The 17,271-nt window shown below is 38.6% G+C and carries 17 protein-coding genes and 1 pseudogene; 12 read left to right on the top strand and 6 right to left on the bottom strand.

Features of this window, described 5'->3' with window-relative positions; all coding sequences use genetic code 11:
• Positions 1–36: 36 nt before the first annotated feature.
• Positions 37–399, bottom strand: a complete 363-nt coding sequence (locus tag CWB76_RS17905) for a hypothetical protein (RefSeq protein ID WP_138609426.1) — start codon at positions 397–399, stop codon at positions 37–39.
• A gap of 150 nt (positions 400–549) precedes the next feature.
• Between CWB76_RS17905 and CWB76_RS17900 the strand changes: the two genes are divergently transcribed.
• Positions 550–1,302 (top strand): Nif3-like dinuclear metal center hexameric protein, encoded by a 753-nt coding sequence (locus tag CWB76_RS17900; protein ID WP_138609424.1) that lies wholly within the window; start codon positions 550–552, stop codon positions 1,300–1,302.
• 251 nt (positions 1,303–1,553) lie between these two features.
• On the top strand, positions 1,554–2,129 hold the full coding sequence (locus CWB76_RS17895; protein ID WP_138609422.1) for a DedA family protein: 576 nt from the start codon (positions 1,554–1,556) through the stop codon (positions 2,127–2,129).
• Between the two features lie 4 nt (positions 2,130–2,133).
• Here the strand turns inward: CWB76_RS17895 and CWB76_RS17890 are convergent, their stop codons facing one another.
• The 3 genes from CWB76_RS17890 to CWB76_RS17880 all read right to left on the bottom strand — a co-directional run bounded on the left by CWB76_RS17890 (position 2,134) and on the right by CWB76_RS17880 (position 6,751).
• The gene (locus CWB76_RS17890; RefSeq protein ID WP_171039651.1) at positions 2,134–2,898 is read right to left on the bottom strand and encodes a YdcF family protein; all 765 of its coding nucleotides are present in this window, start codon (positions 2,896–2,898) and stop codon (positions 2,134–2,136) included.
• A gap of 54 nt (positions 2,899–2,952) precedes the next feature.
• On the bottom strand, positions 2,953–3,840 hold the full coding sequence (locus tag CWB76_RS17885; RefSeq protein WP_138609418.1) for a LysR family transcriptional regulator: 888 nt from the start codon (positions 3,838–3,840) through the stop codon (positions 2,953–2,955).
• Between the two features lie 541 nt (positions 3,841–4,381).
• Positions 4,382–6,751 (bottom strand): GGDEF domain-containing protein, encoded by a 2,370-nt coding sequence (locus CWB76_RS17880; RefSeq protein WP_138609416.1) that lies wholly within the window; start codon positions 6,749–6,751, stop codon positions 4,382–4,384.
• Positions 6,752–6,954: 203 nt separating this feature from the next.
• Here CWB76_RS17880 and pyrC point away from each other — a divergent pair, with 203 nt between their 5' ends.
• From pyrC to CWB76_RS17835, 9 genes are all read left to right on the top strand, one after another.
• Complete coding sequence (pyrC, locus tag CWB76_RS17875) at positions 6,955–7,995, top strand: dihydroorotase (RefSeq protein ID WP_138609415.1); 1,041 nt, start codon at positions 6,955–6,957, stop codon at positions 7,993–7,995.
• A gap of 407 nt (positions 7,996–8,402) precedes the next feature.
• Positions 8,403–8,606: a cold-shock protein gene (locus CWB76_RS17870; RefSeq protein ID WP_004588138.1), complete on the top strand. Its 204-nt coding sequence runs from the start codon at positions 8,403–8,405 to the stop codon at positions 8,604–8,606.
• 858 nt (positions 8,607–9,464) lie between these two features.
• Positions 9,465–10,235 carry a DUF3450 domain-containing protein gene (locus CWB76_RS17865; RefSeq protein ID WP_013465204.1) on the top strand — a complete coding sequence of 257 codons (771 nt, stop codon included), beginning with the start codon at positions 9,465–9,467 and terminating at the stop codon, positions 10,233–10,235.
• A 6-nt stretch (positions 10,236–10,241) separates the two neighbouring features.
• Positions 10,242–11,606: a MotA/TolQ/ExbB proton channel family protein gene (locus CWB76_RS17860; RefSeq protein ID WP_010388563.1), complete on the top strand. Its 1,365-nt coding sequence runs from the start codon at positions 10,242–10,244 to the stop codon at positions 11,604–11,606.
• Positions 11,606–12,130: a MotA/TolQ/ExbB proton channel family protein gene (locus CWB76_RS17855; RefSeq protein WP_004588135.1), complete on the top strand. Its 525-nt coding sequence runs from the start codon at positions 11,606–11,608 to the stop codon at positions 12,128–12,130. Before CWB76_RS17860 ends, CWB76_RS17855 begins: the two co-directional genes overlap by 1 nt.
• A gap of 14 nt (positions 12,131–12,144) precedes the next feature.
• Entirely contained in the window at positions 12,145–12,549 is a 405-nt protein-coding gene (locus CWB76_RS17850; protein WP_138609413.1) for an ExbD/TolR family protein, read from the top strand.
• A complete protein-coding gene (locus CWB76_RS17845; protein ID WP_138609411.1) occupies positions 12,549–13,163 on the top strand; it encodes an energy transducer TonB in 615 nt (204 codons plus the stop codon). Before CWB76_RS17850 ends, CWB76_RS17845 begins: the two co-directional genes overlap by 1 nt.
• Before the next feature lie 11 nt (positions 13,164–13,174).
• The gene (locus tag CWB76_RS17840) at positions 13,175–14,434 is read left to right on the top strand and encodes a tetratricopeptide repeat protein (protein ID WP_138609409.1); all 1,260 of its coding nucleotides are present in this window, start codon (positions 13,175–13,177) and stop codon (positions 14,432–14,434) included.
• A gap of 61 nt (positions 14,435–14,495) precedes the next feature.
• The gene (locus CWB76_RS17835; RefSeq protein WP_138609407.1) at positions 14,496–15,539 is read left to right on the top strand and encodes a DUF885 domain-containing protein; all 1,044 of its coding nucleotides are present in this window, start codon (positions 14,496–14,498) and stop codon (positions 15,537–15,539) included.
• 14 nt (positions 15,540–15,553) lie between these two features.
• Here CWB76_RS17835 and CWB76_RS17830 read toward each other — a convergent pair whose 3' ends face one another.
• Entirely contained in the window at positions 15,554–15,880 is a 327-nt protein-coding gene (locus CWB76_RS17830; protein ID WP_138609405.1) for a TraR/DksA family transcriptional regulator, read from the bottom strand.
• Between the two features lie 59 nt (positions 15,881–15,939).
• Positions 15,940–16,920: a tRNA-dihydrouridine synthase gene (locus CWB76_RS17825; RefSeq protein ID WP_138609403.1), complete on the bottom strand. Its 981-nt coding sequence runs from the start codon at positions 16,918–16,920 to the stop codon at positions 15,940–15,942.
• A gap of 190 nt (positions 16,921–17,110) precedes the next feature.
• Here CWB76_RS17825 and CWB76_RS20600 point away from each other — a divergent pair.
• Positions 17,111–17,271: pseudogene (locus CWB76_RS20600) on the top strand (HvfA family oxazolone/thioamide-modified RiPP metallophore); the annotation flags it as partial.

Below are 17,271 nucleotides of genomic sequence, written 5' to 3'. Positions count from 1 at the left end.
TTAACGCGGTTTCTTTTAAACTGAGCACTCAGTAAATTACACTACACCGCGCGGTAGGCGACAGTCGTGATCTTTACGAGCAAGCTCTACTATCCAAAGCTCTTCTGCTGTATAACCTTCTTCGTTCTCAGTGATCACGGTGAAAGGCGCTTTTTTCTGTGCTTTTACAGGAGCAGCTTTTTTAGTTTTTTTAGCGGGTGCTTTTACTGAAGCTTTTTTTGTAGACTTTCCAGAGCTTAATTCTTTAGTCAGCTCTGCTACATCAGCTAGGCGCATATTCTTGCCGCCATCAACGCTGTACCAGCCAGGTTTAGTTGTTATTTCAGGTTTTTTACCGTTAGCAGCTTCATATGCAGCTTCAAAGGCAGATAACACTTCTGTTTTGTCTAGTTTGCTCATCAGAGACCCTATACGTTGTTTTCACAGATAAAGAAGAGGTATTTATACCTATTTTAGAACTGTTTTTCAATTTTTTGCGATTTTCCTTTCATTTTTAGTGCATAACCGCCAAAATTTGTACAAAATTCAGTGCAAAGTAAGGTAAGCAGTATGCAACGTAGAGAATTTAATCAACTGTTAAACACGTTATTGAAACCAGAAACCATTAACGATTTTTGTCCAAACGGACTTCAGGTAGAAGGTAAAGATGAAATACGTACTATAGTAACCGGTGTTACAGCAAGCCAAGCGCTTATTGATGCAGCCATTGAACAAAATGCGGATGCTATTTTGGTACACCATGGCTATTTTTGGAAAGGTGAGTCGCAACCAATTACAGGCATGAAAAAACGTCGTGTGGCTGCGCTTTTAGCTAACGATATCAATTTATTTGCTTATCATTTGCCATTAGACATTCACCCTGAAATAGGCAATAACGCTCAACTGGCGCAATTACTCGATATTGAAATTGAGGCGGGTTTAGAGCCAATTAACAACAGTGTCGCGATGAAGGGGCGGTTAAAAACGCCGCTAACGGGGTGCGAATTTGCTAAAAAAATAGGCCAAGTACTCAATCGCGAGCCACTAACAAGCTTAGTGCGTAATGATAAAATTGAAACCATTGCGCTGTGCACTGGTGGTGGGCAAGGGTATATTGACTTAGCAGCCGAGCAGGGGTTAGATGCTTACTTAACCGGTGAGGCATCAGAGCAAACTATTCACAGTTCACGCGAGCAAAATATCGACTTTTTTGCTGCAGGTCACCATGCCACTGAGCGATACGGTATTAAAGCGCTGGGAGAGCTTCTCGCAGAGCAATATAGTTTTGACGTAACATTTATTGATATAGATAACCCAGTGTAAGCTTTGCCGTAAATACAATGCCGTCTAAGTAACCTATTCATACTTATCTTGAGTAGGTTCTTTAAAATCTAAAGTTAAAATAACTTATTACTTTAATATGTTATAGAGAGTTTCTATCGCGCTTGTATCAAATAAGCCGAGTAACTTTCATTCTTTTATATTCACCCATAACAGATCCTCCGCTGCAATTATCGCGTTTAAACTAAAAATATTATTTTATCGCTGCAAGGCAACTCAATTAAAGGTGTGAAATGGAAGGCGTGTTAGCTTTAATTCAGCAATACGGTTTGTTAGTTTATCTGTTACTTTTTGGGTATTGTGCTTTAAAAAGTGGTTGGCTGCCTTTGTTTGCAGGCTATGCTGCGCAAACTGGCGCACTTAGCATTGACTTTGTTGTTTTGGCAGTTTTTATGGGCGGATATTTGGGGGATGAATTACGATTTGCTCTCGCAAGAACATATGGCACTACATGGCTTGAAAAGCCAAACCGATTAGGTCGGTTATTTAAAAAATCCAGTGAGCTTGCAAATCGTTATGGTACTGCCTACATTTTTTTATATCGGTATCCAAAAGGGCTTCGTACTATTGGTGCTCTACCGATTGGGCTCACCTCGATTAGTTGGCGCCGTTTTAGCCTATTAAACGCATGCTCTGCACTGGTTTGGGCAATTGTTCTAGTTGGTGGAGGCTTTACTTTTGGCGCTACCTTTGATTCTTTAGGGGTTGAGAACCTAACAGCCCTCAGTTTATTATTTCTTTGTGTATTTTTGATCACACTTTATCGGCTTTGGAGTCAAACCGCTGAGGTTAAAACCCATCAACAATAAAAAATCAAAGAGCTTCAGGATTTATTGTACGACGTATTTTTATCCATGTATCGCCAAGTACTTCATGGGCAAATTGAGTCACTACTAGTAATGCTTTTGCGTTGGGTATGAGTTGCTTATACCAAGGGTACGCTGCAAAGTTGTGGTAGTCAGTTGCTGCGGGGATCACAGTGATGCCTTGAGCATTAAATAAATTTATTGCTCTGGGCATATGACTTACAGAGGTAACTAAAGCGGTATTATAGTCGACAAGTTTTGAGGCTAAAAATGCGGCTTCTTGCGCTGTGTCCATTGCGTTTGGATTTTGTACAATACGATTTTTATTAATACCCAAGCTAATTGCCGTTTTATACATGAGTGCGCTGTTGGTGATTTTTTCATAACCCCCACCCGATACAATTAGTTGAGCTCGCGGATATATATTTGCGAGCCTAATGCCTTCCACTAAACGTGTTAATGCACAATTTCCTAGCTGACTGTTAGCGCTGAGTGCCGGGTTAGGGTTTATATCACAGCCAAGCACCACAATTTTGTCTATTTTGGGGTGCTTAAGGAAATTAAAAGCCAATGAAGTAGGTTGATTATGTTTAATCAATAAGTTGGCAAACCAAGGCGTGCTGGCAAGTAATAAGGTTGCGAGACTCAAAAAAGATAAGGTAATAACACGCTTTCGTTGTTTGAGTGCAAAAATAAGTAGTATCAGACTAAGCAAGCCCAGTAAAGGTAACGGCATAAGTAAGCCGCCCAGTATTTTTTTAAGTTCAAACATAATGAGTAACACAGTTGAATATATTTACCAATATGTTACTCATAAGCTTAAGATTTATCGACCGTTATTTAATTTACAGGTGTTTAAAAAGTGACGGTAAACTGGATTGTCTTTCATCTCTTTTTTCATCGCTAAGTACATCGGGCGGGTTAAACCCAGCGCGCCCAATGGAATTGACTTAATTAACCCCTGGCTTTCATAAGGGGTAACTAGCCAGTCGGGTAGGGCCGCTACCCCCATACCTGCACTGACTAATTGAAATATAAGTAAGCCTTGATCAACTGTTTTAAGCGTGCCGTCAAAACGTGCATTTTGAATAAAATGCTTAAATATATCTTGGCGCTCACGCGGAATAGGGTAAGAAATAATAGTTTCGTTTTTTAAATCAAGCGCAGTTACGTAGGCTTTTTTAGCTAAGTCATGATCCGGCGCCACTATTAGCTTAAGTTTAAAGTCAAATAGGTGGGCGTATTCTAGTTTGTCGGGTTCACGCACATCTGATGTAAGCACTAGGTCTAATTCATCATTTAATAAATCTGGGATGGCGTCGTAACTAAAACCACGTTCGTAATCAATCTTTATGTCAGGCCAGAAATTATTAAATTCTTTAATAGTAGGCAATAACCAGTGAAAGCATGCATGGCACTCTACGCTTAACCGCAGTTGTGAGATTGGCTGATTTAAACTTTCCTTTAATCGGCATTTAGTTGCTTCTAACTTAGGTAATATTTCGTGTGCCAATTCAAGTAATAACATACCTTGAGGTGTAAATCGGACTGGTTGAGTTTTTCGTTCGAACAACTGGCAATCTAATTTATTTTCTAAATCTTTAATCTGATGCGATAAAGCTGACTGAGTTAAAAATAGCTCGCGGGCTGTATTAACTAACGATCCCGTTTCTTTGAGGGTCGCTATAGTTTTTAGGTGTTTAATGTCAATCATCTTTAATAAATCTCATGGCTGTGGTGAGTATTGCTTAGATTAACTACATACTACGCCTATCTAAAAATCGTTTCAACGTCTAGATGGCTATAGTAATTAGATTTGGTGTGTTTTTTACTGCAAACATTAAATTTATTAACTTTACACAGTCAGATGATGTTTTGTTATTTGTTTGTTGTTGAATTTAGCTCATGTTAAATTAAGGTGTTAAATGGGTGCTTGTCGATGATTGTGAAATCAATAGGCCCTAATATTATCTAAAAATTTGTAATGAATTTTTATATCGGTGAATTATATAAATTAGGTTGAATAGTTAAACAGAAATTAAAAACAGAGTAGGGTGAGTTTGGTTATGGAATAAGTTATGTGTTTAACAATTACTGTGTTGTTGTAAAACATTTTGTTAAGGTTAGCATCAAGGCTTAATTGGTACGCTCTTACAAACCGGGTTAAATTATTTAAGAGTATTAGAGCGAGTAAGCACAGCGGTCAGTTTAATCCTGAATACTTGAGATTGTAAATTCCAGCTGTGCTTAGCCTATTAAAGAGGGGTGTGTATTAGTGAAATAGCCTCTTTTGCTGTAACCGGTTTTGATTTTAAAAAGCCTTGCCCATAATCACATTGGGTTTTTTGTAAAATAGTAAGTTGTTCAGCGGTTTCTATTCCCTCGGCTATAACAATAAGATCTAAAGAAATAGCCAAGGTTAAAATAGCATCTATTAACGGGTTAGCAGTAGCTTTTAAATTATCAATAAAGCTTTTATCAATTTTTAGCACATGAATAGGCAGTTGATGCAAGTAACCTAAGGCAGAGTAGCCAGTGCCAAAATCGTCTAGGCAAAGCAATACTTTTAAAGGTGATAATCCTTGTATAATTTGCGTCGCTAATTCTAAATTTTCAATTAACCCCGACTCTGTTATTTCAAGACACAATGAGCCTAATGGTAGTTGGTATTTTTTATAAATTTCATGGAGCTGCTCTACAAACTCTAAGCTGGCAAAGTGTCGAGACGATACATTAACCGTGACACGTAAAAAGCGATGACCTTGTTGTTGCCACAAAGCAATATGTTGCGCTGCGAGGTCGAGTAAATGCAAGTCTAAGTTAGTAATTTGCCCGGTCTTTTCTGCAATTGGAATAAAGTCGCTCGGTGATACAAACCCTTTCTTTGGATGATGCCAACGTACAAGAGCTTCAAACCCTATAACTTCACTACTGTTAATAGTAAATATAGGCTGAAAATACAGTTCAAATTCATTATGCTCAATACCGTGCTGTAAGTCGTTTTCAAGATCTGCACGCGTTTTTAGCTTATTACGCATCACATTATTAAAAAACTTAACTTGACCACGTCCTGATGATTTTGCCTCATACATAGCCGCATCGGATTGTTGTAATAATACAAATGCTTCATCATTTACGTTGTCACTAAATGCTACGCCAATGCTGGTGGACGGCTGCAGTAAATGGCCATCAATATTAACGGGTTCAGATAATGCCGTTTTAATACGAGTCAGGGCAACGTTTACTTGATCACGATGACTAAGATTTTCCATGAAAATAGCAAACTCATCGCCACCTAAGCGAGAGAAAGTATCGGTATTGCGAACGGTTTTAGTAATAAGCTTACATATAGCAATTAAAAAGTGATCGCCTACTTCATGGCCTAATGAATCATTAATACTTTTAAAGCGGTCAAAATCCAGATAGAGCAGGGCATGAAAAGTGCCTTTTTTTGCGCGATTTAGGCGTAAAATTGCATGTTTCATCCTTTCTATTAATAGCGACCGGTTTGCAAGCCCAGTTAGCTCATCGTGCAGCGCTTTGTGCTCAAGCTCTTGACGAGCTAAGTGCCGATCTATAACCATGCTTATTTGTCGACTTACATAGGTTAGCAACGAGCTATCATGTTCATTGTAATAATGTTGATTGTCATAGCTTTGCACGACAATAACGCCACTCATGCGCTCATTAACTTTAAAAGGCACGCCTAGCCATGAATCCGCTTGTTCACCTACTAGCTTAAAATAGCCTTGTGCAATATGTTCAAAGTATTGCTGTTTATTGAGTAACAGTGGGCGTTCATTAATCAGCAAATAGTAAGAGGCTGTTTCTTTTAGTTGCTCTTTTGAAATAACTTTGTGGGTATTTGTTTGTACACCGCCTTCAACAGTATAAACAAAGTCGAGCGCGTCTTCTTTTTTGTCGTACAGCGCAATAAAAAAGTTACTCGCAGTCAATAAGCTGTCAATAATCGCATGCAAAGATTGAAAGAAGGTGTCTAAATTTTGTGCTTTATAAGTTAAATTAGCTATTTGTAATAGGCTGCTTTCTAATTTTTGTGCATTGTTTAGCTGCATAACAGTGTCTTGCAAGCTATTAACGGTATTCACTTGATTGATTTTTGCACTTAGTAAGTGAGCTACGGTGGTTAAAATCTCTAAATGTGAACTAGTAAAGTAATTTTTTATTGGGTGCTCACAATCTATAACCCCTAGGACACGATCTTTGTATATCAAGGGTACGCATATTTCTGATTGAGCCGGGCGCTCGTCAGCTATGTAACGGTTGTCTTTAGTTACATCGCCAATTATTAAAGCTTGGCCTGTAGATGCTGCATAACCTGTAATGCCTTCGCTAAAGCGAATGATTTTTCGCTCAGATTGATAACTGATATGCCCGTTTTTAATACCCATAGAAGCTACTTGATTTAGCAAAGACTGACTGTCATCTGCTAAGTAGATAACACAATCTACAAACCCAAGTCGATTAACAACTTGTGTGGTGACGTAACTAAAAAGCGCTTCTAACGTATTCAGTTGCAATAAACTTGATGAGAACTGATTGATTATACTCAACTGATCCGTTTTAGTTTCGAGCGCTTTAGTGGTATCGATAGTATTCGACATAGGCAGCTTTGGGAGGCCTTATAATTATTAAAGGTACATACGTTAACCTAATATTAACGTTTCTACAAAATAAAACGTTAAATGAGAATCATCAAGTGTAAAGTTAACTTTAAATGTAGTATCTAAGGATTATTTCTAATAAGCCCTTTACTCGAAATCACCATATGCCTATGATCAGTTAACTTAAGCATTAGGACTTTACGATGACGAGCAAAATGACAACTTTAACGATTACTAGACCCGATGATTGGCATGTTCATTTACGTGATGGAGATCAGTTAAAAGATACTGTGCGTGATATTAGCCGTTATATGGGCCGCGCGATTATTATGCCAAATTTAGTTCCGCCAGCAACGTGTACAGAAACCGCATTATCGTATCGAGAGCGAATTATGGCTGCAAAACCTCAAGGGCAGTTTGAACCTTTAATGGTGCTTTACCTTACCGACAAAACGACGCCTGATGAAATAAAAAAAGCAAAAGCGACAGGTAAAATTTTTGCAGCTAAACTCTACCCAGCGGGCGCAACAACTAACTCAGATTCTGGTGTAACATCAGTAAAAAATATTTATCCAGTATTAAAAGCAATGCAAGAAGTTGGCATGCTTTTACTCGTCCATGGTGAAGTTACTGACTCTTCTATTGATATATTCGATCGTGAAAAAGTGTTTTTAGATACTATTTTAGGCGACGTTGTCGCAGATTTCCCTGAGCTTAAAATTGTCCTTGAACATATAACAACAAAAGATGCGGTAGAGTTTGTTGAAAATGCTTCGGATAATGTAGCAGCTACAATTACTGCTCATCATTTGTTATATAACCGCAACCATATGCTAGCAGGGGGTATACGCCCACATTATTATTGCTTACCTATATTGAAGCGTAATATTCATCAACAAGCGCTCATGGCGGCAGCTACAAGTGGTAGTAAAAAATTCTTTTTAGGCACGGATTCAGCCCCGCATTACAAAGACAAAAAAGAGGCAGCATGTGGCTGTGCGGGTGCTTATACTGCGCACGCAGCTATTGAACTTTATGCTGAAGCTTTTGAAGAAGCTGGGGCGCTTGATAAGTTAGAGGGCTTTGCAAGTCACTTCGGCCCAGATTTTTATGGTCTAGCGCGTAATACAGACACTATTACCTTAGAGAAAGCACCTTGGACAGTGCCAGCAAGTTATTCGCTAGGGGACTCAGAAGTTGTACCAATCAAAGCAGATAGTGTTATTGACTGGCAAGTTAAATAATTAGAATTTAAAACCACCTAAAACTAAGGTGGTTTTTTTATTTTAAGTTAGCAAAAAGCTGTGCAGATCGGCCATATTTTAAAAAAATACACTCTGTTTATAAAAAACACAAATTATGAACTGTTTATCCCGTTAAAAATTAGAAACTTACAAAGAAAGTAATAAATCGATGAATCTTCAAAAATAAATCCCAATTAATAGAGCTAAAAAAATATTAATGTGTTAACCTTAATTGGCTTTGAGTTTTTGCGTATTGAATTACGGTATTGTGCTGCGTTTAAGGTTACCGGTTTGGTTATTACTTCTTCCTGTACTATCACCTCCAGTTTTTTGGGCATTGACTCAGGGAGGATATTGCCATAATAATATGGCTGAATTTTAATTATTGACTTACAGGAAAATTTAGTATGTCGGTTACTGGTAAAGTAAAATTTTTCAACGAAGCTAAAGGCTTTGGTTTCATTGAACAAGAAAATGGTCCTGACGTGTTTGTACATTTCAGCGCAATCACTGGTTCTGGTTTTCGCACTCTTAGCGAAGGTCAAGCAGTGACTTTCAGCATCAAGCAAGGTCAAAAAGGCCCAGAAGCTGAGAACGTAGAAGTAGCATAATTTATTATGTGAACCTAAGTTCATCGTGGTGAAGCACTAACCTGTTTCACCATAATTCATTAAAATGTGCAAAACTTTTTGAACTTTATAAAGCATTCCTTTTTTATATCTTTCTTCAGTCAAACTTCTATCTATCTATCTATCTATCTATCTATTTAATTTAAACCTAGATGATTTAAATATTCTATCGGGCATTAAAGATTCTTTATTTAATCTTACGATTAGTCTATCTGACTCTAATCCTTCAGAGATGATATAACTGCTTAAGGTTGAGATTGGGGCTTGGAAAAATATTAAAAATGGATAAGGCCTTTAGGCTAATAAAGATAAAAAACACAGGTGTTAATAAAAATGATTTTTTGTAATCATCTTCCCCTCCTTTGTATTGCTTTTTATTAAATCTGCACGTCATTATTATTATGCGATGAATAACCTAATAATAACGATTAGCTGTATTTTTTGTGTAAAAAGCGTTAAAAAACCTTCGAAATGAATATTCGGGACAGAAAATTAGCTTATTTTTAATTTTTTTTCAGCAACGATTAAGTTAATTTTAAATGTTATATTTTTGTTTACATTAACAGTGGTGGTTATCGTTATTCTTACTATATCTGGGCTTGCAGAAATTGTGTTTATCACGTTAGTTATAATAATGTTAATTTTTTTGTTCAAGCCCAGTAAATATCTTACAAACAAGCTGATTTATTTATAGGTTATGCTAAACATGAAGTTGACATGACATGATGCATTTAGCATTATTGGTAAGTTGATATCTATTAAAAGATATCAGGGTTGTCTTCCCCTTAGCGGGTTGATAATTAAATTATAAAAGTAACATTACTTAATTGGTTGGGAACTATGTCTGTTAAAATCAGAAAGAGTCTTGTAGCAACTGCGTTGGTTGGCGCTTTTGCATTTGCAAGCAGCAATGTGATTGCAGATCCTTTGAATGACGTGCAAAAAGCAGGTCAAACAATTCAAAAGGCTGCGGTTAAGTCTCAAACTAAAATTGACAATGTATATGGTCAAACTCAGGAGCTAATCGCTGAGTACCGTAGCATCGTTGATGAGACTGAACTTATGAAAGTGTACAACGATCACGTAGCACGTTTGGTCGCAGACCAAAACGCGTCTATCGCATCGTTCGATCGTCAAATCGCGACTATCGATAACACTAAACAAAACGTTGTGCCTTTGATGTATCGCATGATCGATACGCTTGAGCAATTCATCAAAGCGGACGTTCCATTTAACCTTGAAACTCGTCTTGGACGCGTTGAAAGATTACGTGAGATCATGGCATCTGCATCTGTAACAACGTCTGAAAAGTTCCGTCAGGTTCTTGAAGCGTACACTGTTGAAACAGCATACAGCTCAGCTGTAACTGCTTCTCAAGGTACTTTAGATGTTGATGGTCGTAGCATTAACGTAGATATCGGTCGTTTAGGTCGTATTACTTACGTAGCGCAATCATTCGATCTAAAACACGCTTGGGTGTGGGATAACAACACTAAACAGTGGAAAGAATTAGGTGAAGAATACCTAAAACCTGTTAAAGAAGTGATCCGTATGGCACGTAAGCAAGCGACACTAGAACTTGTTAAACTACCAATTTTTGGCGCGGAGTAATCAATAATGAAGAAACTATTTAAAGGTTTTGCTGTTGCAGCAGTACTGTCTGTTTCTGCCGGTACCGCGCTTAATGCACATGCAAATACTGACGCTTTAGATAAAATTCTTGAGCAAGTAAAGCAAGAGCGTATCTCTGAAGGAAAAATCAATAAGCAACGTGAACAAGAGTTCTTGTCAGATCGTGCTGATAAGCAAGCGTTACTTAACAAAGCGAAAAGCCAACTAGCTGCTGAGAAAGCACGTGGTGATCGTCTTAGCAAAGAATATGCACAAAACGAAAATACTTTAGCGGAAAAAGAGCAAGCTCTTCAAAACGCTCAAGGTACGTTAGGTGAAATGTTTGGTGTTGTTCGTCGTGCAGCAGCTGACGCGATTGGTTCAATTGAAGCATCTTTAGTAAGTGCTGAAAAACCAGGTCGTGCTGAAGTACTTCGTTCATTAGCAGCAGCTAAAGAACTTCCAACTGTTCGTGAACTAGAAGAGCTTTGGATTTCACTTCAAACAGAAATGACTGAATCAGCAAAAGTTTCAACGTTTGAAACTGAAGTTGCTGGTCTTGACGGTAACCCGTCTATGAAAAAAGTAACACGTATCGGTAACTTCAACTTAGTTACAGACGACGGATACTTAATCTACTCACCAGAGACTAAATCTATTCAGCCTCTAGGTAAGCAACCTGACAGCTATATCCTTAAAGGTATTTCTGATTTAGAAGGTACTTCAGCTGATAACTATGCTGGCGTATACGTGGATCCTACACGTGGTGCAATTTTACGTATTAACACTCAGAAAAAGTCTCTTATGGAGTACTACGAGCAAGGTGCTGAAGTTGGTTACATCATCACAGTATTACTTGTTGTAGGTCTTTTAATCTTCTTAGTACGTTTCGTTGATTTAGCGCTTACTACTTCTAAGATAAAAGGTCAGCTTAAGAACTTGTCTACACCGAATACAAATAACCCACTGGGTCGTATTCTTAAAGTGTACTCTGACAACAAAAACCAAGATGTTGAAAACCTTGAGCTTAAACTGGATGAAGCGATTCTTCGTGAAACGCCACGCATCGAAGCGGGTATTAACATCATCAAGATCCTTGCTGCTATCGCACCATTACTAGGTCTACTAGGTACGGTAATCGGTATGATCCTAACGTTCCAAACAATCACATTGTTCGGTACGGGCGATCCGAAGATCATGGCTGGTAACATCTCTCTAGCACTTGTAACTACAGCGCTAGGTCTAATTGCAGCTCTACCACTTATCCTACTTCACTCTATTGTTGCAGGTCGTAGTAAGTCGGTATTACACATCCTTGATGAGCAAAGCGCGGGTATCATCGCGACTCACGCGGAGAAGGAGAAAGCCTAATGCTAGTCCTGATGGAGATCTGGGAATCTATCAGGGATTTTGTTGGCACAGGCGGCCAGGTTTTATACGTGGTCGCGATAGCACTCTTTCTTATGTGGGTTTTAATGATTGAGCGCTATTGGTTCCTACTTGCTGAATTTCCTCGTTTAACGAAGGATATTGTAGCCAAGTGGGATGCCCGCCAAGACACTACGTCTTGGTACGCACACAGAATCCGTGAAGCATGGATTTCTGAAGCGTCTGAAAAATTAGATCAGCGTATGTTGTTGATTAAAACATTAGTAGCTGTATGCCCTTTAATAGGCTTACTTGGCACTGTTACGGGTATGATCGCGGTTTTTGAAACCATGGCAACCCAAGGTACAGGTAATGCACGTTTAATGGCATCAGGCATATCAATGGCAACAATCCCAACAATGGCTGGAATGGTTGCGGCACTATCTGGGGTATTCTTTAGCTCACGCCTTGAGGCAAGAGCGAGAATGGTGAAAGCCAAACTTGTAGATAGTATGCCTCATCACTAGAGAGAGAATTAAATATGGCACGTAAACAACGTTTTCGTGAAGAAGAAGAAGCAGCGGTAGATATGACGCCAATGCTTGACATCGTATTTATCATGCTTATTTTCTTTATCGTAACTACATCGTTCGTTAAAGAGGCTGGTATCGAGGTCAATAAACCAAAAGCTGCCCAAGCTACGAAGCAAAAAAATGCTAATATTTTTATTGCTATTCGTAATGACGGTGCAATCTGGATTGATAAACAGCAAGTTGATGTTGAACGTGTTTCAGCAAAAATTGAAAGTTTATTAGCAGAACAACCTACAGATGTTGTAATTTTGCAAGCTGATAAAGAAGCAAAACATGGCACAGTGGTTAAAGTTATGGACCAGATTAAAGCGACAGGTGATAACCTGAGAATTTCAATAGCTGGAGATCAGTAATGATTCGTTTTCTGTTTTCACTGATTGCAGGTGGGGCAGTTACTTTCGGCTTGTTCTACTTCATGGCATACCTCATCTCTGGTGGGGCTGACCGTAATACGGAACAAAAAGAGCAGATCATAGTCGAAATTATGACGAATCCGCCTGAATCTAAGGTGCAGGAGAGGAAGCGTGTACCGCCTCCGCCTCCGCCACCGCCAAAGCAGCCGCCTAAACCGCAGCCGCCACAGCCGGAAAACAGCAACCCAAGTACGAGCTTGTCGTTTAATATGCCAAGCATCGATGTGGGAAGCACGGCTGGTGGACTGAGTGGTCCAGGTGCATTTGGACGAGATGGTGATGCGACACCGATCGTTCGTATTGAACCAAAATATCCAACACAAGCAGCACGTGATGGCAAAGAAGGTTGGGTTCAACTTTCATTCACAATTGATGAGTTAGGTGGTGTGACTGACGTTGATGTAATCGACGCAGATCCAAAACGTATCTTTGACCGTGAAGCTAAACGTGCATTGCGCAAGTGGAAATACCGTCCTAAGATAATTGACGGCAAACCACAAAAGCAAGTTGGTTTACAAGTTCAACTAGACTTTAAACTTAACCAAGGCAACTAAGGAGGCGAGTAATGAGAAATTTTTCTAAAGTAACTGCACTTGCAATTCTTATGTCTGTGTCAGGTGCGGCATTAACTGCACCTGTTTTAGCGGCGCCAGATTACGCGAAAATTGAAGAGCGTAAGAAAGCAAAAACTAAGATCATGGGCGAACGTACTGGTAAAAAAGTAATTAAAGCGTTTGATTTGTATAATGAAGATGATGTTGATGGTGCAATTGCTTTATTAAAAGAGTTAGATCCGTCTAACGACTTTGACAAAGCAACTGTTAATCGTTACTTAGGCAGCATGTATGCTCAAAAAGAGCAGTACAAAGTTGCTATTAAGTATATGAAAGCAGCGATTGCACCAGATGTATTAAACTTTGCCGATCAGGCTCAAGGTTTAAAAACCTTAGGTGACATGTATGCAGGTACTGAACAGTACAATGCTGCAAAGCAAGCATATTCTGATTGGATGGACTTTACAGGCGAAGAAGACCCAAAAGTTTACACTCGTATTGCGCAAGCAAGCTATGAGCTTAAACAGTTTAATGAGGTTCTCGAGCCGGCAAACAAAGCAATTAAGTTAGCAAAAGAGCCTAATAAAGCTCCTTATCAACTTAAATTAGCTGCCTATTTTGAGCAAAAGCAATATCAAAATATGGTTAAAGTCGCTGAAGAAATCGTTCGTGTATGGCCTGAAGACAAAAAGTCTTGGGTAGGCTTAGGTAAGTATTATTTACAAACCGAAGAATACAAAAAAGGCCTAGCAACTATGGAAGTTGCTTACAAGAACGGTTACTTTGAAAACGAAGTTGAATACAAAGTTCTAGCTAATTTCTATTCTTTAAATGAAATTCCTTATAAAGCAGCTGTAACGCTTGAAAAGGCCGTTAAAGAAGAAAAAGTTAAACGCACTAAGCAAAACATGAGTGCGATTGCTAGTAACTACCATCGTTCGAAAGATATAGAGAAGGCTGCTAAGTACTACGAAGAAGCTGCTAAATTTGATAATGACGCTGAGCTTTATCGCAAAGCCGGTTCATTACTTCTACAATCTGAAAAATTTAGTGCTGCCGTTGTTCGTTTGAACAAAGCGTTAGAGCTTGGCTCTGACAAAAAAGGTACTATATATTCAGATCTAGCTGAAGCGTTTTACTACCAAGGCAAGTATAAGCAAGCACATGCCGCTATTACTAAAGCTATGGACGATCCAACCACACGTAGATTTGCAAAAGGTTGGGCTACATATATTAAAGATAAAGCCGCTCGCAACGGTGTTAAAATTTAATATTTAATGTACTCTAGTATTTTTAAAAAGCCCCATTGGGGCTTTTTTTATTGGAATTAACATGAACAGAACGCCTATTATTTCATTGCTCTTTTGTTTGCTTTTAGCATCATGCTCAAAGCCAGCTGATTTGTTTTCATCTTATGAAGAGGCACAAAGCGCGTTAATATCACTTAATACGGCTTTAAGTGCACAAAAGAACTTAAACAGTACAGGGCTCAGTAACGAACAACTGCCTTTTACTGATTCATATTTAGCGCGTCGCCACGCTATTTACCAGCAGCTACTGCAAATGAAGTTATCTTCTGCGCAAACCCATCAAGTAAATTATTTGGTGATTGCTGAGCGGTTTCCAGAGCGTTATTTTGCATGGCCTGCACACACTGATGTGTTATCAAACATGCTTTCGATAGTTAAAAATGATGCTCAGTATAAAAACATTGAGCAGTGGCTGATATTTGTTAAATCACAGCTACAAGCCGCTGAGCAAAGTAACTTAAAGCTTAATAAAATAGAGCATAATTATTTAAAGCACTATGTGCAGCAAGCAATTAATAGTACTGACACACCTATTGAGCTTAATGAGTCTCTGAGTGTATTAAATAATTACTTAACGCAGTATAAGCCCAGAGGCAGCATTGGGTTGTCTGGTCTTGCAAATGGCAGCCAGTGGTACCAAAGTAAACTAAATTATTTTGCAAATGATGTACTTTCGCCGCTTGAGTGGCTAAGCCTTATAGATAGTAAATTTAAAACAATGCAAAGCTCAACCGAGCAAATAACGGTGGGTATCTCTGATGTATCGCAGCTTAGCGAAACATTTTTAAAAGAGACGCAAGTATTAGGTTTAGATTGGTCAACGGGTTACATGCTATTACCTCAACGTGCTAACAATAAGCAATTAACGGCTGCAAATAAGCGTCTCTATTTAGCGATGATGGAAACTGATCTTGGGGTGCATTACCACGCGTGGACATTATCGCAAGCGCGCTTAAATTTACTAAAACGTTTAAATATTAGTGAAGAAGATGCGAGGATATTAGTTGAGGATATTATTTTTTATCCAGGACAATCATTTAGTTTTGCTTCGCAATTACTTAATTAAACTTAAGTGCGCTACTATTTAGCGCACTTATCACACCGCTGAGTAGCAGGGTCTCTTTCTAAGCGCTGCTCTGATATTTTTTCTTCACAGTCACAGCAGTAGCCATATTGACCAATATCCATTTGGCTAATTGCTGCTTCAAGCTTGTTCATTCGTTCAATTAACGGATTATACTCATTACCTAATTGCTGAGCGGCTAAATCGAGCCATTCTTCATTAGATGTATTGGTTAGGATGCAGAGCAAGTTTTGATGTGTAGGGTGAGTCGATTGTGACAGCAAACCTAATATCGTTGCTTTAACACTTTCTATTTCATCGTTTAGTCGTTGCTTATGATGCATTAGCAGTATAACCCTTAAGTTAATTTGTAGTGATACTGCTATTATCTATTTAGATTTGTTTAGGTGTTATGATTTGCATCAAATTGTGGCGCTTTCGCATATTTCTTTAATACTTCGGCTACCTCATCCTTTGCTTTTAAACGACGAATTTCATCAAATAATAGCCCAGCTTGTGGATATTGGCGTTTTAAATAACCAAGCCATTGCTTTGTTCGAGATGCAAAATATTTATTATCTTTGCTAGCTGTTTGGTGCATAGATGAATGAATAATATGGTGTAAAATATTCTCCCAAGTGAGCTCGTTGTAGCTTTCGTTATTAACTTGCGCTTTAATTTTTCTTGCGAGATCAGGATGTGAAAGGGCGCCACGACCAATCATCAAATCACGACAACCACTGCGTTTTTGGCATAAAAGAGCATCTTCTATTTGCCAAATTTCGCCATTGGCGACCACTGCAATTTTTTTATCTTTGACCAAAGGGGGAATTTTTTCCCAATAGGCGGGTGGATTGTAGCCATCGCGTTTAGTTCTTGCATGTATTGCAATGCTGTTAGCACCCGCGTTAACAACGGCATCGACAATTTCTTGGCTATTACTATCATCATCAAAACCTAAGCGAATTTTAGCACTTACCTCATACTCATCATCAACGGCATCCCTTACCGTTTTTATAATCGAGTACATATGTTCTGGATCTTTGAGTAATACAGCACCGCCTTTGCTTTTATTGACTGTTTTTGCGGGGCAACCAAAGTTTAAATCAATGCCATGAGAGCCTAAGCCAATTGCTTTTACAGCATTTTCTGCTAACACGTCGGCTACTTGGCCTAATAACTGAATACGAACCGGAGTACCGCTACGAGTGAGTCCCGCATTTTTAAGTTCAGGGCAATAACGGTGGAATACTTTATCTGGAAGGCAAGTATCTACAACACGGATAAATTCGGTCACACAAAGATCGAAGCCGCCTATGTCGGTGAGTAGTTGCCGCATTTTAAAGTCAACGACACCTTCCATGGGTGCTAAAATAAGTTTCATAGTGTGATTAATGTATTACTAAAAAAGGAGCGCCAGTTTACCTGTAAATCATAAATTCATAAAACGCTTATTAGCGTTCATAGAGAGTTAAATAACTTATTTGCAAAAAAAATAGAAAATTTGAAAGTTTTTAGTTTAATACCGGTCTACTTTTATAATGATGTTCAACAAGTTTAAAAGGTAATTAAAAATGAATACAATAAAGAAAAACTCAATTGCATTAACATTAGGCGCAGTGGTTGTTGGCAGCGCAAGTATGGCAAGTACTGATGTTCAAGCTAATCCATTTGAGTTTCAACAAATGGTAGCTGGTTATCAATTAGACGCTGGTGAAGGCAAGTGCGGCGAAGG

The organism is Pseudoalteromonas sp. S1609 (assembly GCF_005887255.1).
In the GTDB taxonomy this organism is placed as follows: domain Bacteria; phylum Pseudomonadota; class Gammaproteobacteria; order Enterobacterales; family Alteromonadaceae; genus Pseudoalteromonas.
This window is presented reverse-complemented; position numbering and strand designations above follow the sequence as displayed.